This is a genomic window from Kribbella sp. NBC_00889, assembly GCF_045207705.1.
Taxonomy (GTDB): Bacteria; Actinomycetota; Actinomycetes; order Propionibacteriales; family Kribbellaceae; genus Kribbella.
Genome location: NZ_CP108783.1, coordinates 5,121,711 through 5,142,228, shown reverse-complemented (window position 1 = coordinate 5,142,228; position 20,518 = coordinate 5,121,711). Strand labels below are relative to the sequence as shown.

General features: G+C 68.5%; 19 protein-coding genes. 9 read left to right on the top strand and 10 right to left on the bottom strand.

Annotation, left to right across the window (positions count from 1 at the left end; genetic code table 11):
- The first annotated feature begins 99 nt into the window (after window positions 1–99).
- Genes OG817_RS24935 through OG817_RS24925 form a run of 3 tightly spaced genes read left to right on the top strand, consistent with a single transcriptional unit; the run spans window position 100 to window position 4,161 of the window.
- On the top strand, window positions 100–3,297 hold the full coding sequence (locus OG817_RS24935; RefSeq protein WP_406047045.1) for a tetratricopeptide repeat protein: 3,198 nt from the start codon (window positions 100–102) through the stop codon (window positions 3,295–3,297).
- Window positions 3,298–3,330: 33 nt separating this feature from the next.
- Window positions 3,331–3,681, top strand: coding sequence for a peptidoglycan DD-metalloendopeptidase family protein (locus tag OG817_RS24930; protein ID WP_406047044.1), 351 nt, complete (start codon window positions 3,331–3,333; stop codon window positions 3,679–3,681).
- Between the two features lie 3 nt (window positions 3,682–3,684).
- A complete protein-coding gene (locus OG817_RS24925; protein WP_406047043.1) occupies window positions 3,685–4,161 on the top strand; it encodes a GNAT family N-acetyltransferase in 477 nt (158 codons plus the stop codon).
- Window positions 4,162–4,206: 45 nt separating this feature from the next.
- Here OG817_RS24925 and OG817_RS24920 read toward each other — a convergent pair whose 3' ends face one another.
- A complete protein-coding gene (locus OG817_RS24920; protein WP_131364121.1) occupies window positions 4,207–4,410 on the bottom strand; it encodes a cold-shock protein in 204 nt (67 codons plus the stop codon).
- A 189-nt stretch (window positions 4,411–4,599) separates the two neighbouring features.
- Window positions 4,600–6,003: an MFS transporter gene (locus OG817_RS24915; protein ID WP_406047042.1), complete on the bottom strand. Its 1,404-nt coding sequence runs from the start codon at window positions 6,001–6,003 to the stop codon at window positions 4,600–4,602.
- Window positions 6,004–6,049: 46 nt separating this feature from the next.
- On the opposite strand from OG817_RS24915, the gene OG817_RS24910 reads away from it, so the two are divergent.
- Entirely contained in the window at window positions 6,050–6,487 is a 438-nt protein-coding gene (locus tag OG817_RS24910) for a MarR family winged helix-turn-helix transcriptional regulator (protein ID WP_131364116.1), read from the top strand.
- On the opposite strand, the gene OG817_RS24905 is transcribed toward OG817_RS24910, so the two are convergent.
- Complete coding sequence (locus tag OG817_RS24905) at window positions 6,484–7,266, bottom strand: hypothetical protein (protein ID WP_406047041.1); 783 nt, start codon at window positions 7,264–7,266, stop codon at window positions 6,484–6,486. The two genes, OG817_RS24910 and OG817_RS24905, sit on opposite strands and share 4 nt — an antisense overlap.
- Before the next feature lie 28 nt (window positions 7,267–7,294).
- On the opposite strand from OG817_RS24905, the gene OG817_RS24900 reads away from it, so the two are divergent.
- Window positions 7,295–8,233, top strand: a complete 939-nt coding sequence (locus OG817_RS24900) for a sigma-70 family RNA polymerase sigma factor (RefSeq protein WP_406047040.1) — start codon at window positions 7,295–7,297, stop codon at window positions 8,231–8,233.
- Here OG817_RS24900 and OG817_RS24895 read toward each other — a convergent pair.
- A complete protein-coding gene (locus OG817_RS24895; RefSeq protein ID WP_406047039.1) occupies window positions 8,216–8,782 on the bottom strand; it encodes a dihydrofolate reductase family protein in 567 nt (188 codons plus the stop codon). The two genes, OG817_RS24900 and OG817_RS24895, sit on opposite strands and share 18 nt — an antisense overlap.
- Window positions 8,783–9,128: 346 nt before the next feature.
- On the opposite strand from OG817_RS24895, the gene OG817_RS24890 reads away from it, so the two are divergent.
- Entirely contained in the window at window positions 9,129–10,184 is a 1,056-nt protein-coding gene (locus OG817_RS24890; RefSeq protein WP_406047038.1) for a 2-dehydropantoate 2-reductase, read from the top strand.
- A gap of 45 nt (window positions 10,185–10,229) precedes the next feature.
- Here OG817_RS24890 and OG817_RS24885 read toward each other — a convergent pair whose 3' ends face one another.
- From OG817_RS24885 to OG817_RS24870, 4 genes are read right to left on the bottom strand one after another with little or no spacing between them, the layout of a single operon-like run.
- Window positions 10,230–11,969 (bottom strand): glycoside hydrolase family 35 protein, encoded by a 1,740-nt coding sequence (locus OG817_RS24885; RefSeq protein ID WP_406047037.1) that lies wholly within the window; start codon window positions 11,967–11,969, stop codon window positions 10,230–10,232.
- Window positions 11,970–11,972: 3 nt separating this feature from the next.
- Window positions 11,973–13,331: an ABC transporter substrate-binding protein gene (locus OG817_RS24880; protein ID WP_406047036.1), complete on the bottom strand. Its 1,359-nt coding sequence runs from the start codon at window positions 13,329–13,331 to the stop codon at window positions 11,973–11,975.
- Between the two features lie 26 nt (window positions 13,332–13,357).
- Window positions 13,358–14,212 (bottom strand): carbohydrate ABC transporter permease, encoded by an 855-nt coding sequence (locus OG817_RS24875; protein WP_406057492.1) that lies wholly within the window; start codon window positions 14,210–14,212, stop codon window positions 13,358–13,360.
- 5 nt (window positions 14,213–14,217) lie between these two features.
- A complete protein-coding gene (locus tag OG817_RS24870; protein ID WP_406047035.1) occupies window positions 14,218–15,150 on the bottom strand; it encodes a carbohydrate ABC transporter permease in 933 nt (310 codons plus the stop codon).
- Between the two features lie 128 nt (window positions 15,151–15,278).
- On the opposite strand from OG817_RS24870, the gene OG817_RS24865 reads away from it, so the two are divergent.
- Window positions 15,279–16,310 (top strand): LacI family DNA-binding transcriptional regulator, encoded by a 1,032-nt coding sequence (locus OG817_RS24865; RefSeq protein WP_406047034.1) that lies wholly within the window; start codon window positions 15,279–15,281, stop codon window positions 16,308–16,310.
- A gap of 12 nt (window positions 16,311–16,322) precedes the next feature.
- Here the strand turns inward: OG817_RS24865 and sucD are convergent, their stop codons facing one another.
- Window positions 16,323–17,216: a succinate--CoA ligase subunit alpha gene (gene sucD / locus OG817_RS24860; protein WP_406047033.1), complete on the bottom strand. Its 894-nt coding sequence runs from the start codon at window positions 17,214–17,216 to the stop codon at window positions 16,323–16,325.
- A gap of 14 nt (window positions 17,217–17,230) precedes the next feature.
- Complete coding sequence (sucC, locus tag OG817_RS24855) at window positions 17,231–18,394, bottom strand: ADP-forming succinate--CoA ligase subunit beta (RefSeq protein ID WP_406047032.1); 1,164 nt, start codon at window positions 18,392–18,394, stop codon at window positions 17,231–17,233.
- A 143-nt stretch (window positions 18,395–18,537) separates the two neighbouring features.
- On the opposite strand from sucC, the gene OG817_RS24850 reads away from it, so the two are divergent.
- Window positions 18,538–19,923 carry an MFS transporter gene (locus tag OG817_RS24850; protein WP_406047031.1) on the top strand — a complete coding sequence of 462 codons (1,386 nt, stop codon included), beginning with the start codon at window positions 18,538–18,540 and terminating at the stop codon, window positions 19,921–19,923.
- A complete protein-coding gene (locus OG817_RS24845; RefSeq protein WP_406047030.1) occupies window positions 19,920–20,495 on the top strand; it encodes a hypothetical protein in 576 nt (191 codons plus the stop codon). Before OG817_RS24850 ends, OG817_RS24845 begins: the two co-directional genes overlap by 4 nt.
- The last annotated feature ends 23 nt before the right edge of the window (window positions 20,496–20,518 follow it).

Sequence of the window (20,518 nt, the reverse complement as noted above, 5' to 3'; positions counted from 1 at the left end):
GGGAGGCTTGGTCTGTGGTGGGGGAGATCGGGGTCAGCACGGTTGCGGCTTGCGTCTCCAGGGTGCTGTCCTGTTGGGGATTCTGGGGAGGTGAGACGGGTGGAGTCTGGGACGGTGGGGCGGCCGAGGTTGCTGGCGTTGCTGGATGAAGGAGTTCAGCGACGGCTGCTGACGGTGGTGGCGGACGCTGGGTTCGGGAAGTCGACGCTGTTGGGCTCATGGGCGGCGGGACGAGCCTGTGCCTGGCACACCGTGCGCGCCGAGGACGGCTCGCTGTCCGCCATGGTGTCCGGCCTCGTCGCTGCGCTCCGGCGGCAAGTGCCCGAACTGGACACCATTCCGGCCGAGCTGCAGAGCCCCCGCGGACCGGACGCCGACGCCGAGCAACAGACCAGAGCCCTCGCGTACGCCGCTCTGCTCGCCGATGCATTGGACGCGAACCTCACCAACGACCTCGTGCTCGTCCTCGACGACCTGCACGAGCTGGACCCGGCCGCGCCCGCCACGAAGCTGATCGAGGGCCTGATCCGTACCGCCCCGCCGAACCTGCACGTGGTCGTTGCCTCCCGCACCCCGATGCCCTTCGGTATCGACCGGCTCCGCGGCCGCGGCCAGGTGCTGGAGATCGACGCCACCGCTCTCGCGTTCACAGTCGCCGAGACGCTCGCCGTACTGGAGAACGTCCTCGGCGACGGCACTGAGGATCTCGCCGAGCCACTCCAGTCCGCGGTCCAGGGCTGGCCGGCCGCCGTACGTCTGGCAGTGGAAGCACTGCGGACCGTACCCGCCGACCAGCGCGCCACTAGCCTGCGCCGGGCTCTGCGCTCAGACGGTCCGCTCTACGATTACCTGGCCGAAGAGGTCTTCGCGGCCGAGCCTCCAGCGGTACGACGCTTGGTCGCCGGCGTGGCTGTATTACCCCGGTTCGGTGCGGAGCTGTGCAAGGCGATCGGACTCACCGACAGCACAGAAACGCTGCAGCAGCTCCGCACGCGCGGACTGCTCGTGTCCACCGGCGAGGACGACGGCTACGAGCTCAATCCGCTGGTGAAGAACTTCGCCACCGACAGACTGGTCGTCGACGAACGCGAGCTGACTGAGCTGTCGCTGCAAGCCGGGCAGTGGTTCGAGTCCGTAGGGGAGCATCGCGACGCACTGGCGTGCTACCAGGCCGTCGACGCGGCGAGGGCGGCCTGCATGCTGACCGAACGCGGGCATGCGATGGTCAGCGGCGGCATGGCCGAGACCGTGGTCGCGGCCGTCGGCGCGCTGCCCGCTGGGCTGCGCGACTCCGCGATGGACCAACTGGAGGGCGAAGCTCGGCAGGTCCTCGGTGACTGGCAGGGCGCGATGGAGTGCTTCGACCGGATCATCGAGCCGGAGGGCGAGATCCCGGTCGCCATCGCCTGGCGGCTGGGCCTGATCCATCATCTGCGTGGCCAGACCGACGTGGCGATCGCGACGTACCAGCGTGGACGGATCGACGGACGGCACCCGACGGACGAGGCGCTCCTGCAAGCCTGGTGGGCTGGTGCGCACTGGCTGCGTGGCGAGTTCGATGAGTGCCGCGCGCTCATCACCGCGGCGTACGAGACCGCCAAGGTTTCCGGCGACGACAGGGCGCTGGCAATCGTGCACACGGTCCTCGCGATGCTGGCAGCGGTGGACAGCGACCCCCGCGGCAACTCCTCCCACTATGTGCGGGCGCTCGAGTATGCGGAGCGTGCGGGCGACCTGCTGCAGGCGATCCGGATCCGAGTGAACCGCTCCTCGCACCACATCTCCGAAGGCGACTACGCACTCGGCCTGAAAGAGCTGGACATCGCGCTGGAGCTCGCAGATCGCGCGGGCTTCGCAGTGTTCCGGGCGCTGGCGTTGAACAACCGAGGCGAGGCACTGCTCAGGCTCGGCCGGCTGGACGAGGCCATCGGCGAGCTGGAGGCGTCCCGCGCGCTGTACCAGAAGCTGGAGTCCAAACGGGTCGCTCAGCCGCTGTCGGTCCTGGGCGAGGTCTACCGCCAGCGTGGCGACCGCGCCATGGCCAGGGCGTGTTTCGAGGAAGCCATCCCGATGGCCGAGGAGACCAGGGACATGCAGTCCCTCGTACCGTCGCTGGCCGGGCTGGCCAGGGTCCTCGCTGTGGAGGAACCGGAGCGAGCCGCTGAGCTGGCCACACTGGCACGCCAGGCGGTCGACTACGGCCCAGTCCTCGGTCTGTCCGGCGCACTGGTCGCTCTCGGCTGGGTCACCCTGCACGCCGGCAATCAGACCGAGGCGGCGGCGACCGCAGAGGAGGCTGCCGCGATCAGCCGCAAGCGCCGCGACCGGGCCGGTCTCGCCGATGCTCTGGAGCTGTACGCCGCAGCAGGCGGTGGCGAGGTCCTGCACGAGGTGCTCAACATCCGCAGTGAGTTGGGCGACCAACTGGGTGAGGCGCGGGCCGAACTGATGCTTGCCGGGCGCACCAATGGTCCAGAACGTCGTGAGCTCGCCCTGCGCGCACACCAGCAATTCCTGGCGGCAGGCGCAACGCGCTACGCGGCAGCCGCGCTCGCGACCAGTGACGCGACCGGTCCGGCGCCGGTCCGCATCGAGTGCCTCGGCGGCTTCCGCGTACTGAGGGCCGGCAAGGCGATCCAGCTCGGGGAGTGGCCGTCGAAGAAGGCACGCGACCTGCTGAAGATCCTGGTCGCCCGCCGCTGCCATCCGGTCGCCCGCGTCCAGTTGCTGGATCTGCTCTGGCCGGACCAGGACGAGGCGGTCGCCTCACCCCGCCTGTCGGTGGCGCTGTCGACCGTCCGCTCGGTGCTGGACCCGAACAAGAGGTACCCGCCGGACGGCTTCGTCGGAGCGGACCGCGCGACGATCTGGCTGGATGGGGAGCAAGCGGCCGTGGACGTGGAGCTGTTCCTGCATGACGCGCGGGAGGGCCTCGACACCGGCGATCTGCGGTTGCTCCGCGCGGCCGAGGCGGCGTACAGCGGGGACTTCCTGGAAGAGGACGTGTTCGCGGACTGGGCCGCGGGGATGCGGGAGGAGGCGCGGGCGCTCTACGTCCGGGTGGCACGGGTGCTGGCCGAGCGCGGGCGGCGTGACCCCGACGCGGCGGCCGGGTATCTGCTGCGGATCCTGCATCGGGACCAGTACGACGAGCGCGCGCATCTGGGCCTGGTGTCGGCGTTCCAGGCGAGTGGCGCGCACGGTGAGGCCCGTCGGGCGTACCGCACCTATGTGCAGCGGATGGCCGAGCTCGAAGTCGAGCCTGCGCCCTATCCGGCCGTCCCGGCCCGGCTTTAAGGCTGCCTGAAGGTCCCGCGTCACGATCTGAGGATGGCTGCGCCGGTGCACAACCCTGTGGTGGTCCGCGAGTTCGGGGACGCGGGTCATTCCGGTCGCGACTACCGCACCGAACCTGGTACGCCGGTCAGGGCGACCCTGGCCGGTGTGGTGATCCAGGCCGGTGCCGGTGAGGTCGTGGTCGAGTCGAACGCCATCTGGCACGTCTACGACCATCTGGGCGATGTCACGGTCAACCAGGGGGAGACCGTGGAGACAGGGGACCGGCTGGGGGCTGCAGCCGGTACCTACCTGCACTACGAGGAGCGGGTGGCGCCGTACGAGGCGGACGGCCACCGGAGTCCGCAGTTCGACCTGCACACGAATGCGCGGCGCTACGGTTGAGCCGTGATCACGCCCTTCCGGACCGCCCGCCTGGCAATGCTCCCCTTGAAGGTCGAGTACGCCGGGCAGATGGCCAAGGTGCTGGCCGATCCCGCGCTCTACACCTTCATCGGTGGTGAACCGCCGACGGTCGAACGCATCGAGGCCCGCTACCGGCGCCAGCTCGAGGGACCGGGGCGTCCCGATGAGCACTGGCTGAACTGGGTGATCCAGCACGACGACGAGCTCGTCGGCTACGTGCAAGCCACCGTCACCGGCAGTACGGCGGAGATCGCGTGGGTCATCGGCACCCAGTGGCAGGGGCGCGGCTACGCGAAGGAGGCCGCTCAGGGCCTGGTCGCCTGGCTGAACGAGCAGGGCATGAAGCGCATCATCGCCCACGTTCACCCGGACCACGCCGCGTCGGCAGCAGTCACCACGGCCGCCGGTCTCACCCGCACGGACGAACTGGACGACGGCGAGTACCTCTGGACCACATGACAGCAGCCCCGGCCGAGGATCGGCCGGGGCTGCTGTGTGCTCAGGTCAGAGCGGGCGGACGTTCTCCGCCTGCGGGCCCTTCGGGCCCTGGGTCAGGTCGAACTCGACCTTCTGGTTCTCGTCCAGCGAGCGGTAGCCGCTCGACGCGATCGCCGAGTAGTGCACGAACACGTCGGCGCCGCCGTCATCCTGGGAGATGAAGCCGAAGCCCTTCTCGCTGTTGAACCACTTCACTGTGCCGCTAGCCATGATCTGTTCCTTCTGTGGGTCCTGATGGGTGTCGGTTGCCGCAACCAGCCCTCCCACACAAGGCCTCGATCAGGCCCGGAATGAGAAAACGCCCGGCGGATCACAAATCCGCGGGCGTCTTGAACGTACGTGGAACTGCAAAACTGCAACCGCTGGAAACCGTAGCACACCTGAGCGTCCGAGGCGTGATCACCAGGAGCCACGGTGGTCGGGCACGAACAGGGTCAGCGGCAGGATCAGCAGCAGTACAACGGCGAAGACGACGAAGCTGTTGGCCTGGGCCAGCCCGCCGTTCTGGGCGTGCGCCAGCAGCGCGGTGGTGATTGAAACCGCGACGATGCCACCCGACTGCCTGAACATCCCGCGCAGCCCGGCGATGGCCGAGATCTGCGCCGGCGCCAGCTGCAGACTGGCGTTGTTCGACGCTGGGATCGACAACCCCATCCCGATGCCGGTGATCCCCGCCGCCAGCGCCAGCCACGCGTACGGCGTCAGTCCGTGCGGGGCCACCGACATCACCGTCATCCCGGCCGCGACCAGCACGAACCCACCGATCATCGGCGTCCGGTACCCGGTCCGGCGCAGCGCGAAGACGGCCAGTCCGGCCACACAGATCATCCCGACGGCCCTTGCCGTGAGCAACGTTCCGGCCTGGAGCGGCTGGATCCCGTAGCGCGATTCGGCATAGAGCGGAACCAGCGCGCCGAAGCCCAGGACGGCGGCGCCGAACAGGAAGTTGATCGCGTTCATCGCCCCGAAGCCGCGACCGCGCAGCAAGGAGATCGGAATGAACGGCGCGGCCCGGCGGTTCGCGTGCCGGACGAACAGGACGCCGAGCACGATCGCGATCACCTCGGCGCCGATGAAGAACGGATCGGCGGGCGTCGCGCCGCTCCCGCCGAGCAGCGTGATCCCGTACATTCCGAACAGGATGGTCAGCCCCAGCAGTACGGCGCCGACCCCGTCGACGCGCGCGGCGCGTTGCGGAACACCGCGCGGGATGAACCGCAGACCGAGCACGATCAGCAGAACGCCGATCGGCACGTTGACGATGAAGATCTCCCGCCAGGACCAGTAGGTGACGATGATGCCGCCGATGATCGGGCCGAGGATGCCGCCGATCGGGAAGATCGAGGTGAACATGCCGATCGCCCGGTCCCGTTCGCGCCCGAACTGGTCGGACACGATGCCGGTCGCGGTGGGCATGAAGGCGCCGCCGCCGATCGCCTGCAGGGCGCGGAACACCACCAGCAGGTAGATGCTGTCGGCCAGGCTGCACAGCAGTGAGGCGATGGTGAAGAGCACCGCCGCGCCGAGGAAGATCCGCCGCCGGCCGAACTGGTCACCGAGCCGGCCGGCCAGCGGCATGACGATGATCTGGCCTAGCGCGTAAATGGTGATCGTCCAGCCGCTCCAGGTCAGCTCCGCGTTCAGGTCGCCGCGGATGGCGTTGAGCGCGGTCGCCACTATGGTCTGATCAATCGAGGCCATCAGGAGAGCGATCGAGACGATGCCGAAGACCACCCGCCGGTGGGCCAGTGGTTCGTCCGCGGCCGGTTTGGCGATTTCCTGGGGTGCACTCGACGATTCCATCGATGAACAGATTACATTGCTTGCCGGCAGGCAATAAAGGGGTGACATGACGGACACCGAGACGTTGAGCCGGCTCCGCGGCGTGATCTCCAGGCTCGCGCGGGAGCTCAACGCCACGGCCACCGGCGAAGGGCTGACGCCGACGCAGGCGTCCGTGCTGGGCCTGATCGCGTTCCGCGGTCCGCTCGGCCTGACCGAGCTGGCGCAGCTCGAGGGCGTCAACCCGACGATGCTGTCCCGGGTCGTGGGCCGGCTGACGGAGCTCGACCTGATCCAGCGCGACCCGAACCCGGAGGATCTGCGGGTGATCCAGGTCGAGGCGACCGAGGCCGGGCGCGAGGTGCACGAGCGGGTCAAACTGCTGCGCACCGAGGCGATCGGTGCCTGCCTCGACGAGCTGCCGGACAAGTCGGCCCGGCAGATCATCGACGCGCTGCCGGCACTGGAGGAGCTCGCCCTGGCCCTCCGCGCGACCCACTCCTAATGCGTGACGAGTAGCCCGTCGACCGCGTCGTACGCGTCGGGTGTCCCGGACCAGGTCTCGGCGCACCCGGAGGTGCCGCACTCGCATGCGAACGGGTACGGCGGCAGCTCCGCCAGCCCGATGTCCGCCTGCCACAGTCGTCCCTGACGACAGGCAGCCGCGTTCTCGAACTGCCGCTGCGCGCTCAACGCCGTACCGGCAGGCAACCGCGGCAGGTCGCCCAGTGCAGACTCCACACCGCGACCGATGCCGGCCCAGTCCGGTGTGGCCGGCACCTCGATGAGTGTCCGCCCATGCTCCACCGCCTCACGTCGAACCAGCTCAGCCAGTACGGCATCCCGCGCCAGCAGACCCTCCAACCGGGCACGCCCGGCGGGATCGTGCGCCTGGGCCAGCCGCTCCTCCCGCGCCCGCCGCGTCTGCTCCGCATCCGGCACCAGCCACACCGCTGCCATCACCGACTCATCGGCCATCGACGGGTACAACTGCGGCCCCTCCACCAGAGCCGGTACGTCGCCCAGCCCGCGCGCCCGCACGTCCTCGGCAACGAGCTCCAGCCGCGTGCGCGCGATCCGCACGAACGCGTCAGCGGCGTACTCCGGCCCCTCGGCCAGATCCTCAGCCAGCGACCCCATCGATGGCATCCGCCCGACATGGTCGTACGTCCACAGGTCCACCGGATGTAGCGGCAGGTCCGAGCGTCGCGCAAGGTCCCGCGCGATCGTCGACTTTCCCGCTCCCGGCGCCCCGCCGATCCACACCATCCGCGGCCAGGTCATCGCCACATCCTGCCAACACAATGGTCCAGTGACCTTCGAGCAGACCTTCGAGACGCGGACGGCGCCGTACCGGCGGGAACTGCTGCAGCATTGCTACCGCATGTCCGGCTCGATCCACGACGCGGAGGATCTGCTGCAGGAAACCATGGTGCGGGCCTGTCGCGCCTTCGACCGGCACGACGAGACCAGAGCATCGCTGCGCACCTGGCTCTACCGGATCGCTACGAACACCTGCCTGACCGAGCTGAAGAACCGCGCACGCCGCCCGCTGCCGTCCGGGCTGGTCGCCCGCGGTGAGGACCCGGAGGGCGCACTGGTCCGCGGTGGGGAGGTGCCGTGGCTGCAGCCGTTCCCGGACGACCCCGCGACGGTGGCAGGGGAGCGCGGCAGCCTGCGGCTCGCCCTGATCGCCGCACTGCAGTTCCTGCCCGCGAAACAACGCGCCGTACTGATCCTGCGCGACGTACTGGACTGGTCGGCGGCTGAGGTCGCGACCGCCCTCCAGGTGACGCCGGCTGCGGTCAACAGTGCGCTGCAGCGTGCCCGCGCGAAGCTGGCCGACACCGGGCTGGCCGAGGACGACGTACTTGAGCCCGATGACCCGCGCTCCCGGCAGATCGTCGAGAAGTACATCGCTGCTTTCGAGCAGGCGGACGTCGGTGCGTTCGCCGAGTTGCTCACTGCGGACGTCGTACTGGAGATGCCGCCGTTCTACAACTGGTACGCCGGACGCGAGGACCACCTGCGATTCGTGGCGCGGGTCTTCGCACTGCGCGGCACCGACTGGCGGGTGTTCCCGATCGCGGCGAACGGCCAGGCCGGGATCGCGGTCTACCGCGGTGAGGGTGACGTACACAGGCTGCACACCCTGCACGTGTTCACCATCACCGCGGCGGGCATCAGCCACAACCGGGTCTTCCAGGACGAGGCCGTCTTCGCGGCGTTCGGGCTAGCTCTCACTCTCTGACCGCTGGTACGTCGCCAGGGTCGCCGCGCCGGCCTGGTCGACCGAGGCCAGCCGCAGGTGCACCGGTGATTCCAGGGCCGGGAACAACTTGGTGCCGGTGCCGATGATCGACGGGAAGGTGAGCAGCCGGTACTCGTCGATCAGGTCGGCAGCCTGGAGCGCGCGGACGACACTCAGGCTGCCGGTGACGACGATGTCGCGTGTCTCGGCCTTCACGTAGTCGGTCAGCGAACCGTCGAGCACGCTCGAGTTGGACCAGGCGGACACGTCGGTCAAGGTGCGCGAGGCGACCACCTTGGCCATCTTGTTCATCCGGGTGGAGAACTCGTCGGTGCGGTTCGGCCAGAGCCGGCTGAACAGCTGCCAGCTGGTCCGGCCGAGCAGCATCACGCCCTCGTCCATCACCCCGCCCAGCCGGAACTTGTCCCCGGCCACGGTCTCCGGCCCGTGCCGGAACGCCCAGCCGCCGCCCGGGGTACCGGCCGAGCTGTCCGGATCCGACACCACGCCGTCCAGGCTGACGAACTCGATCACGATGACGCGTCCCATGACGAACTCCCTTTTGTCGTGAAGAACTGACACGGGTACGTACCGCCGGGACGGCCCGGATTCATCGGGCGGGCGCTGACCGAAAATGTGATCTGCGTCATGCCCTTGACCGGATATAGGCGCCAGCCTACTGTATCCGGTATACAAGCCCTCCGGAAGGTGGACACGCATGCTGATCGCACTCCGCAGTACGAGCTGAGCCGCCCGATTGGAGCACGTATGCCCCGAATGACCGCAGCCCGCGTCGCAGTGGAGATCCAAGGCGCCGAGATCGACAACGTGAGCGAGTACGACGTACGGCACCCGGTGCCCACACCAGCCGGCTCGAGGGACTGAGGAGGTAGCCATGAAAGTTGCGGTTCTCGGCGCCGGTGCGATCGGCGCGTACGTCGGCGCGGCCCTGCACCGCGGTGGGACGGAGGTCCATTTGGTTGCCCGCGGCGCCCATCTGGACGCGATCCGTTCCGGCGGTGTGAAGGTGCTCAGTCCGCGCGGCGACTTCGAGGCACGGACGCCGGCCACCGACGACCCGGCCGAGGTCGGGCCGGTCGATTACATCTTTCTCGGGCTGAAGGCGAACTCCTATGCCGGCGCCGGCCCGTTGGTCGAGCCGTTGCTGCACGACAAGACCGTCGTCATCGCCGCCCAGAACGGCATCCCCTGGTGGTACTTCCACGGCTTGAAGGGACCGTACGATGGCCGCCGGATCGAGTCCGTCGACCCCGAGGGCTCGGTCACCCGGGTGCTGGCGCTCGACCGTGCGGTCGGCTGTGTCGTCTACTGCTCGACCGAGCTCGAGGGACCTGGCGTCGTGCGCCATCTGGAAGGCACGCGCTTCTCGATCGGTGAACCCGGCGGCGGCGTCTCGGACCGGTGTACGGCGTTCAGCGAGGCCATGATCGCGGGTGGGCTGAAGTGTCCGGTCGAAGCGGATATCCGCAAGGACATCTGGATCAAGCTGCTCGGCAACGCGGCGTTCAACCCGATCAGCGCGCTGGCGCGGGCGACGATGGTGGAGATCGCCCAGCACCAGGGGACGCGGGCGATGATCCGGTTGATGATGGAGGAGACGCTGGAGATCGCGGCCGCGGTCGGCTGTCACCCGGACATCTCGGTGGACAAGCGGATCAACGGCGCCGAGCGGGTCGGTGAGCACAAGACCTCGATGCTCCAGGACCTGGAGAAGGACAAGCCGCTCGAGCTCGACGTGATCCTCGCCGCCGTCGTCGAACTGGCCGACCTCACCGCTACCAAGGCGCCCACCCTGCGCGCGGTCCACGCCGTCGCCGACCTGCTCGCCAGCAAGATCGGCACCGGCCCGTCGCTGGCCCACGCCCCGACATCAGCCCCCGCCCCGACATCAGCCCCCGTGCCGGCTGCCGCTGCGCCGGTGCGTCCCTGAGCCAGGTGGGTCCGGCCACAGCGACGCCGGACCCACCTGTTCCACCTACAGTTCGAGAGGCCCCAGCGAAGGCCTGGCTACGAAGTGCGCCACCGGCTCGGCCATCACGTCCAGTTCGAGCACGACGAGTTCGTTGAGGCCAGGACGAAGTACCGGCCCGGGGATGTACAACGTCTCCTGTGGACCCCGGCGCCAGTACCGCCCGAGGTTGAACCCGTTCACCCAGGCAATCCCCTTGCCCCAAGCAACGGTTGACAGGAAGTGGTCCACCGGCTGCTCGACGTCGAACGACGCCCGCCAGGCCGTGGGGCCGACACCGAGGGCATCCGGCTCCGCGGAGTCCCACAACCGCGGCACAGCCTCCAGATCAATCGCACAGACCGACCACCCGGTGAGCTCGGTCGAGCCCAGCCGGACCGAACCGATCAACCCTTTGGGCTCGCCGATACGCCGGCCATAGTTCACCCGCCCCTGGTCCTCGACGACGATCTCGAGCTGCCCACCATGCGGCAGAATCAACGCACGGTCGTGCCGCTCCCGGTCGAGGACACCGACCGGAGCACCGTCCAGGAACACGTACGCCCGATCTCGCACCTCGCCGACACTCAGAAGCACCGGCTCCTCCGCGGCGACCTCGGTGCGGAACAACGCCAACCGTGCGTCGAGCTCGTCCAGCGTCGGAAGAACGTCGTACGAGGTCCAGTTGCCCCAGGCATCCGGATCGGCGAGCAGCCGCACCGGCGAGCCGAGCACCGCCGACGTCTCGGGCGCACGCACCCCCGACGCCGGGACAACGTCGGGGATGGGGGCGTACCGCGAGATCACCTCGCGGAAGGCGTGGAACTTCGCAGTCGGGTTCCCCGCCTCGTCCAGCGGCGCGTCATAGTCGTACGACGTGATGATCGGGCGATAGACGCCCTTGTCGTTGGCCCCACTGGTCAGCCCGAAGTTCGTGCCCCCGTGGAACATGTAGATGTTCACCGATGCTCCGGCTGCCAGCAGCGCGTCGAGTTCAGCCGCCGCATCGGGCGCGTCGGTCGTGTGGTGCGGCCCGCCCCAATAGTCGAACCACCCCTCCCAAAACTCCATGCACATCAACGGCCCGCTCGGCTGGTGCGTCCGCAACGTCGCGAGCCGCTCACCCGCCCGCGACCCGAACGATGCGGTCCGCAGTACGCCGTCCAAGCCGCCGGCCGCGAGCATCGCGTCGACCGGCTGGTCGACGGTCACCAGCGGCACCGTGATCCCGGCGTTCCGGATCATCTCGGCGACCGCCTTGAGATAAGTCTGGTCGTCACCGAACGCGCCGTACTCGTTCTCCACCTGGACCAGCAGGACCGGTCCACCCTGGTCGACCTGCAGCGGCCGGACGATCCGCAGTACGGCGTCCAGATACTCCTCGATCGCGGCCAGGAACCGCGGTTCGTTGCGGCGTACCCCCACGCCCGGCTCCCGGAAGAGCCAGGCGGGGAGGCCGCCGTTGTCCCGCTCCGCGCAGATGTACGGCCCGGGCCGGACGATCGCGTACAGGCCGGCCGCGGCAACCTCTCGCAGGAACCGCTCGAGGTCGAGCATCCCCGCGGTGCCGAAGACACCTGGCCGGGGACTGTGCGCGTTCCACGGGACGTACGTCTCGATGGTGTTGAGCCCCATCAGGCGGGCCTTCTCGATCCGGTCGGCCCAGCTGTCCGGGTGCACCCGGAAGTAGTGCAGTGCCCCGGACAGGATCCGGAAGGGCGCGCCGTCGAGGAGGAAGTCGGACTCACCGATCGCGAAGTGGGACACAGGTCAGCCGTTCACCTGGAAGCCCTGCTGATTGCCATAGGCAACCAGGGCGTCCTGCCAGGACTTCAAGCCGGAGTCCAGGTCGGACTTGGCCTGGTACGACTTGCCCACGGTGTCGCCGTAGATGCTGTTCGCGTACAGCTCGTACGGCAGGTAGGTCCAGCCCTTGACGACCGTTCCGGCCGCGCCGGTGAGCACCTCGTTGATCTTCTGACCACCGAAGTAGGCACTGGCCTTGCCGACGAACGCTGGGTCCTTGAGGTCGGCTGTGGTCGCCGGGAAGCCGCCGCTCGCGAGGAACGGCTTCACGCCCTCGTCGTGGTTCAACCAGCGCACGAACGCGGCCGCCAGCGCCGGGTTCGCGCTCTGCTTCAGGACGGACTCGGTGCTGCCGCCGTTCTCCGCGGTGGCCGGCTGGCCGTCGTACGTCGGCATCGGGGCGACCCGCCACTTGCCTGCGCCGGCCTTGACCGACGCCTCCATCACACCAGGCATCCAGGCGCCGGTCGGCAGGGTCGCGATGGTGCCGTCGCCGAGCGCCTTGAACCATTCGTCGGTCCAGCCCGGGATCGCGGAGACCAGCCCGCCCTCGACGAGCTGGTTCCAGGTGCCGGTCCACTTCTTCGAGCCGTCGTCCTGTAGGTTGATGCTGATGTTCTTGCCGTCGGTCTTGAACGGCGTACCACCGGCCTGCCAGATCATCGACGTGGTGAAGCCGGCGTCACCGGAGTCGTTGGTGATGTAGGCCTTCGGGTTGGCCGCGTGCAGCTTCTTGGCCGCGGCGACGTACTCGTCCCAGGTCTTCGGCACGGTCAGGCCGTACTTGTCGAAGACGTCCTTGTTGTAGAACAGCGCCATCGGCCCGGAGTCCTGCGGCAGACCGAAGAGCCCGTCGCCGGCGTGCACGGCGGCCCAGGTCGAGGCGGTGTACGCCGATTCGTACTGGCTGAAGCCGTACTGGTTCAGGTCGACGAGCGAGCCGGGCAGCGCGAACTGCGGGAGTGCCTGGTACTCGATCTGCGCCACGTCGGGAGCACCCGAACCGGCCTTGATCGCGTTCTGCAGCTTCGTGTAGTGGTCGTTGCCGGTGCCCGCGTTGACGTAGTTCACCTTGACGTTCGGGTACTGCGCCTCGAACGCCTTCACCTGTGCCTCGGCCGACGGCGTCCAGCTCCAGTAGGTGATGGTGCCGCCCTTCTGCAGCGCGGCGTTGACGGCGTCGGGAGAGCCGGTGGTCTGGCTCCCGCTGCCGCTGTCGGTCTTCGATCCGCCGCAGGCGGCCACGGCCGCGAGCGCCGTGAGGGCGGCTCCGGCAACCACCAGCTGCCGGATGCGGTGCCAAGGTGGCCGATGTGACTTCATGGTGTTCCCTTTCACTTGACCCAGAACTATTTGACGGAGCCCGCGGACAGGCCGGACTGCCAGAACCGCTGGAGGAGGAGGAAGGCGACCACGAGGGGAACGATGGTCAGCAACGACCCCGTGATCACCAGGTTGTAGATGGGGCGGGCACCCACGCCGGTCGCCTGGTTGCTCCACTGGGTGAGCCCGACCGTGAGTGGGTAGAGGTTGGGTTTGCTGAGCATGATCAGCGGCAGGAAGTAGTTGTTCCAGGTCGACACGACCGCGAAGAGCAGGGTCGTGACGATGCCCGGGGCAAGCAGTCGTAACGCGACGGTGAAGAACGTCCGGACCTCCCCGGCACCGTCGATCCGGGCCGCCTCGAGGAGCTCGTGGGGTACGGCGTCGGTCGCGTAGACCCACATCAGGTACAGCCCGAACGGGCTCACCAGGGACGGGACGATGATCGCCCAGACGGTGTTGGTCAGCCCGAGATTCGAGAACATCAGGAACGTCGGCACGGCCAGCGCGGTCCCGGGTACGGCGACCGCACCCAGCAGCACCGCGAAGACGGCGCGTCGACCGGCGAACTTGTACTTCGCGAGGCCGTAGCCGGCCGCGGTCGCGAGCAAGGTCGCCCCACCGGCACCGACGACCACGTAGAGCACCGTGTTGCCGAGCCAGCGCAGGAAGATGCCGTCGTTGTAGGTGAGGGTGTCCTTGATGTTGGTGAAGAACGCGAAGCTCTTGCCGAACCACAGGCCTGGGCTGGAGAGCAGGTCCGCCTGGGTCTTGGTTGCGCTGAGCAACAACCAGAGCAAGGGCACCAGGGTGTAGACCAGGTAGACCACCATCACGCCGGTCAGCAGTCGTGATCGCTTCGGGCGCAGCGGTGAGATCATCGTACTCACAAGGCCTCCCGGGATCCGCGCAGCTGGACGACGTACGCGATGATCGCGGTGATGACGCCCATCACGATCGCGATCGTGGCGGAGTAGTTGAACTGCTGCCCGGCGAAGGACAGGTTGTAGGCGTACATGTTCGGCGTGTAGTACGTGGTGATCACGTTCGGCGCCAGCGTGCGCAGGATGTTCGGCTCGTTGAACAGCTGGAAGCTGCCGATGATCGAGAAGATGGTCGCGATCACGATGGCGCCGCGCAGCGCCGGCAGCTTGACCGCCCGGATGGTCCGGAACGTCCCGGCGCCGTCGATCGCGGCCGCCTCGTACAGCTCGCCGGGGATCGTGCGCAGCGCCGAGTAGAAGATCAGCATGTTGTAGCCGACGAACTCCCAGGTGACGATGTTGGCGATCGACGGCAGCATCCAGGTCCCGCTCAGTGGCTGGATCGCGGTGGTCCCGAAGAGATCGTTCAGGTCGGCGGCGAGCCCGAAGTTGTTGCCGTAGATGTAGCCCCACATCAGCACGGCGACCACGCCCGGGACGGCGTACGGCAGGAAGATCACGATCCGGAAGAAGCTCGCGGCGTGCAGCCGGGCGCTGTCGATGGCCAGCGCGGCCAGCAGCGCGAGGATCAGCATCACCGGCACCTGCACGACCAGGAAGACCGCGACCCGGCCGAACGCCTCCCAGAACTTCGAGTCCTGGATCGCGTCCACGTAGTTGTCCAGCCCGACGAACACGCGGCCGCCGAAGAACGCCTGCTCGCGGAAGAGGCTGAGATAGATCGCGTACCCGATCGGGGCCAGGAAGGTGAGCGCGAACACGGCCAGGAACGGGCCGACGAAGAGCCACCCCTTGCCGTCCTGGCCGGCCCGGCGCCGTCGGCTGCCGGTCGCGCGCAGTGGTCTGATGTGGTCCTGGGCCACGGACTGCGCCATACGTCCGTCGACCTCCTCTCGCTCCCGCGTCACCGCGACGCGCGCAATGTTGACGTCAACATCGACGGCGTGACGGTAACGTGTTTACGTCAACATGTCTAGACTCCAGGCAACGCGAGGGAGGGGTCATGGCAGCGGAGGTTCCATTGGTACGGCGGCGGCGCGGTCCGTCGATGGCCGACGTGGCCCGGCTGGCCGGCGTGTCCGGGCAGACCGTGTCACGGGTCGCGAACGACCGGCACAACGTCGACGCGGTGACCCGGGACCGGGTCCGGGCCGCGATGCGCGAGCTCGGCTACCGCCCGAACGGCGCCGCCCGCGCTCTGCGCAACGGCGAGTTCCGCAGCATCGGCGCGATCGTCTTCGAGCTGTCCAGCTTCGGTACGACGCGCACCCTCGACGCGATCGCAAAAGCGGCGACGATGAGCGGCTACTCGATCAACCTGCTGCCCGTGCTGGACGTCAGCCAGCGCGCGGTGACGAACGCGTTCAGCCGCCTGGGTGAGCAGGCGGTGGACGGCGTGATCATCCTGATCGAGGCGCACACCCTGGACGAGGCCGGCGTACAACTGCCGGACGGACTGCCGGTCGTGGTCGTCGACTCGAGTGCCCACTACGACTACCCGATCGTCGACACCGACCAGGCGCAAGGCGCGCGGCTGGCCACGGAACACCTGCTGGAGCTGGGACACCGAACGGTCTGGCATCTCGGCGGCCCGCCGACGTCGTTCGCGGCCGACCGGCGCCGGCAGTCCTGGGAGCAGACGCTGCTCGACCACGGCTGCGAGGTGCCGCCCGTGCACGACGGCGACTGGACCGCCAGCTCCGGGTACGAGGCCGGGCGGGGTCTGGCTGCCAATGACGACGTGACGGCAGTGTTCGTGGCGAACGACCAGATGGCCCTCGGACTGCTCCGTGCCTTGTACGAGCGTGGCCGCGCCGTGCCTGGCGATGTCAGCGTGGTCGGCTTCGACGACATGGAAGAAGCCGCCCACTTCTGGCCGCCGCTGACCACCGTCCGTCAGTCCTTCGCGGAGGTGGGACGGCACAGCGTCGACGCTCTGATCAGCGAGATCCAGGCGGGGGAGCATCACCACAGCCCGGTCTCCGTGGCGACCGAGCTGGTCGTCCGGGGCAGCACAGCACCGCCCCGGACGTGATCAGCGGGGCCGTCAGACGCCGACCTCCTCCACTGCGAGCACTGCGCGCATCAGATCCGCGGTCTCCGTGGGGGTCTTGCCAACGCGTACGCCGGCGGCCTCGAGGGCCTCCTGCTTCGCGGCCGCCGTACCCGAGGATCCGGACACGATCGCGCCGGCGTGGCCCATCGTCTTGCCCTCCGGCGCGGTGAAGCCCGCGACGTAGCCGACCACCGGCTTGGTCACGTTCGCCTTGATGAACGCGGCCGCCCGCTCCTCGGCGTCGCCACCGATCTCACCGATCATCACGATCGCGTCGGTGTCCGGGTCCTCCTGGAAGGCTTGTAGTGCGTCGATGTGCGTCGTCCCGATGATCGGGTCACCACCGATACCGATCGCGGTGGAGAACCCGAAGTCCCGCAGTTCGTACATCATCTGGTACGTCAGCGTGCCCGACTTCGACACCAGACCGATCCGGCCCGCACCCGCGATGTCGGCGGGAATGATGCCGGCGTTGGCACGTCCTGGGCTGATGATCCCCGGGCAGTTCGGGCCGATGACCCGAGTTCCCGCGGCCTGCGCATGCGCGAAGAACGTGGCGGTGTCCTGGACCGGCATGCCCTCGGTGATCACCACGACCAGCGGTACGCCGGCGTCGACGGCCTCGGTCACGGCGCCCAGCGTGAAGCGAGGCGGCACGAACACGACCGACACGTCCGCATCGGTCGACTTCACCGCGTCCGCGCACGAGCCGTACACAGGGATCGAGCGCTTCGCGAAGTCGACCGACTGACCGCCCTTGCCGGGCGTCACGCCACCGACGATGTTGGTGCCGGCGGCAAGCATCCGGCTGGTGTGCTTCTGTCCCTCGGAGCCGGTCATGCCCTGCACGATGACCCGGCTCTTCTCGGTCAGGAAGATCGCCATCTCTGTCCCACCTCTCAGTTCTGCGCCGCGACGGCGGCCAGCTCGGCCGCGCGGGCGGCGGCGCCGTCCATGGTGTCGACCACGGTCACCAGCGGATGATTGGCCTGGGCAAGGATCTTGCGGCCCTCGTCGACGTTGTTGCCGTCCAGCCGGACGACCAGCGGCTTGTCGGCCTGATCGCCGAGCAACTCGAGCGCCTGGACGATGCCGTTGGAGACCGCGTCGCAGGCGGTGATCCCGCCGAACACGTTCACGAACACGCTCTTCACCTGCGCGTCGGACAGAATGATGCCGAGTCCGTTCGCCATCACCTCGGCGCTCGCACCACCGCCGATGTCGAGGAAGTTCGCCGGTTTCACACCGCCGTGCGCCTCACCGGCGTACGCGACGACGTCGAGCGTGGACATGACCAGGCCGGCACCGTTGCCGATGATGCCGACCGAGCCGTCGAGCTTGACGTAGTTCAGGCCCTTGGCCTGGGCCGCAGCCTCGAGTGGGTCCGCGGAAGTCTTGTCCTCGAAGCCCGCGTGGTCCGGATGCCGGTACGCCGCGTTCTCGTCGAGCGTCACCTTGCCGTCGAGGGCTTCCAGCGTGCCGTCGGCCAGCTTGACGAGCGGGTTCACCTCGACCAGCGAGGCGTCCTCGGCGATGAACACGTCCCACAGTTTGCGCACGACGTACTCCGCACCGACCGGGAAGCCTGCCGCCGCCACGATCTCGGCGGCCTTGGCGTCGTCGACGCCGACGGCCGGGTCGATGGCGACCTTCGCGATCGCGTCCGGGTTGGTGTGCGCGACGTCTTCGATCTCGACACCGCCTTCGGTGCTCGCGATGCACAGGTAGTTGCGGTTGGCCCGGTCGACCAGGAAGGAGAAGTAGTACTCCTCGGCGATAGCCGCGGCCGGCGCGAGCAGCACCCGGTGCACCGTGTGCCCCTTGATGTCCATGCCGAGGATCTCGCCGGCCTTCGCGACCGCTTCGTCAGGCGTGGCCGCCAGCTTGACGCCGCCGGCCTTGCCGCGGCCGCCGGTCTTCACCTGCGCCTTCACCACCACCCGGCCGCCGAGTTCCGCGGCCGCCGCGGCGGCGTCGGCCGGGTCGTCGATCACCCGTCCGAGCGTCACCGGAACGCCGTGCCGGGCGAAGAGTTCTTTGGCTTGGTACTCCATCAGGTCCACGAGGAAGTCCTCCGATCGCTGGCCGGTCGTATGGCGACTGTATGCTGTATGCATTCTCGTTCACAAGAGCTCCGAGCTCTGGACAACGCCGACGCGGAGGAGTACCACAGATCTCATACGGTATGCAGTAGTCAGGAGGCGATATGAATCACGTGATGCCCTCGCCCCGGGACGTGCGTGACGTCTACGGCCGGCAGTACCGGATCGGCGAGGAGGCCCGGGATCTGACCGGACATTCGCGGCGCTGGCAACTGTGGGCCGCCTGGGCCTGCATGGTTGCCATCAGCCCACTGCAGTACTCCTTCGGCACCGCAGCGCTCGGTCTCGACGCCGACCGCGGTTGGGGTTTCACCCAGACCATGTGGCTGCTGGCGGTCTTCGTCGCCTGCCAGGCCCTGGTCGCCATCCCGGCCGCCTGGGCCCATCGGGTACGCCGTGCCACACCGACGCAACTGGTGATCGTCGGAGGTGTACTCGCGGCCATCGGGCTCGCGACCCTCGCCCATGCGGGCAGCTACTTCGTTGTCGTCCTCGGCTACTCACTGCTCGGCGGCAGCGGCGCAGGTCTGGTGTACGCCGCGTGCATCACCACGTCGGCCCGGTGGTTCCCGGATCGGCGTACTGCCACGATCGGCTTCGTCACCGGTGGTTTCGCGGTCGGCGCCGTACCGAGTATCGCGTTGCTGGCGCTGGTCGACTCGCCCGGTGGACGCCGGCTGGTGTTCGATCTGACCGCGATCGTCGCGGTGGCGGTCGTGGTCACCGCGGGTGGGTTGCTGAAGGATCCGCCGCGGCATTGGTGGCCGGCCGACATCGACGCGCAGGCGTGGGCCATCGACCGGAAGCTGAACCGGAGCATCCCGCACAACGCCCCCGCGGTCCGGCACTACCGCCCGGCCGAGGCGATGCGGACCGGTGCGCTGCCGCTGATGTGGCTGACGCTCGCTCTGTGTACGGCGCTGTCGTTGTTCGGCATCGCCTTCGTCGTGAGCTACGCGGTGACGGCCGGGCTGGGCATGGCGGCAGCGGGCTTCGCCGCCGGAATGCTTGCCGCAGTCAACGGTCTCGGCAGGTCGTTCGCCGGTAACCTCTCCGACCGGTTCGGCCGGCGCCGCGTGCTGGCCGCCGTACTGATGGTCGAAGGATTCACCCATGTGGGCCTGGTCGTGGCAGGCGAGGCGGGTGCGGGCTGGCTGTTCGTGCTGTGCGCGATGTTCGCCGGTCTCGGTGGCGGCGCGTTCTACGCGATCATGGCCAACCTGGTGCTCGAGTTCTTCGGCGAGAACAGTCTGCTGCAGAACCAGGCGATCCTGTACTCCGCGAAGGCCGTCGGCGGACTGGTCGGAGTTGGCGTCACCGCGTCCCTGATCGCCGAGATCGGCTACCGGCCCTTGTTCCTCGGCGCCGGGCTACTCGGCGTGATCACCGCACTGAGTGTGCGATTGCTGAAACAACCCGGGCGACCGGCACTACCGGTCCGGCCACAGCTGGGTACGCCGGTCAGCGGAACAGTGCGGTCCGGCGAGTGAACGGCTACGGGAAGGTCGCCCGGCCCGATCCGTGTGTGATGGAACTGGTGTCGAAGCTGGCCCGTGAGCCCTGGACGGATCGCCCGAGCTGCGTGCATCCGACACTGAGTGCGGTCGCCAGGGCGGTCCACGACCACAGCAGTTCGGCCGGGCGCCGTGCGCTGTTGCCGCTGGCGCCGAGCTTCCTCGGCACCGCGCAGCCCGGCTTGGAATCGACGGCCCGGCTGGTCTCGCTGTGCGTGTCCACGGCGCTGGTGGGAGGGGAGCTGACGGCGGACGAGGGGAGGAGACTCTCGAGGGCGCATCAGACCGCGCTCCATTTCCTCACCGGGCAGGATGAGCCGGCGGGATCGGCGCGCTGGTGGTTTCCGGTTCTGGATCGGGTTGGCCAGAGCGAGTCGTTCTACCGGACCTTCGTCGCGCCCGACCATGCCGCCGAAGCCGTGTCCGTGACGGCCCGCGCCGCGGACGACGTACGGCTGCGCGGGTTGCTGAGACAGTGTCTGGCGGTGGCCGGCTCCGCTGTCACCGCCAGTCCATCGATCGTGGGAGGCGGGCGCGCGCCGGTCTGACCTTTGACGTAGCAACCGGTTGC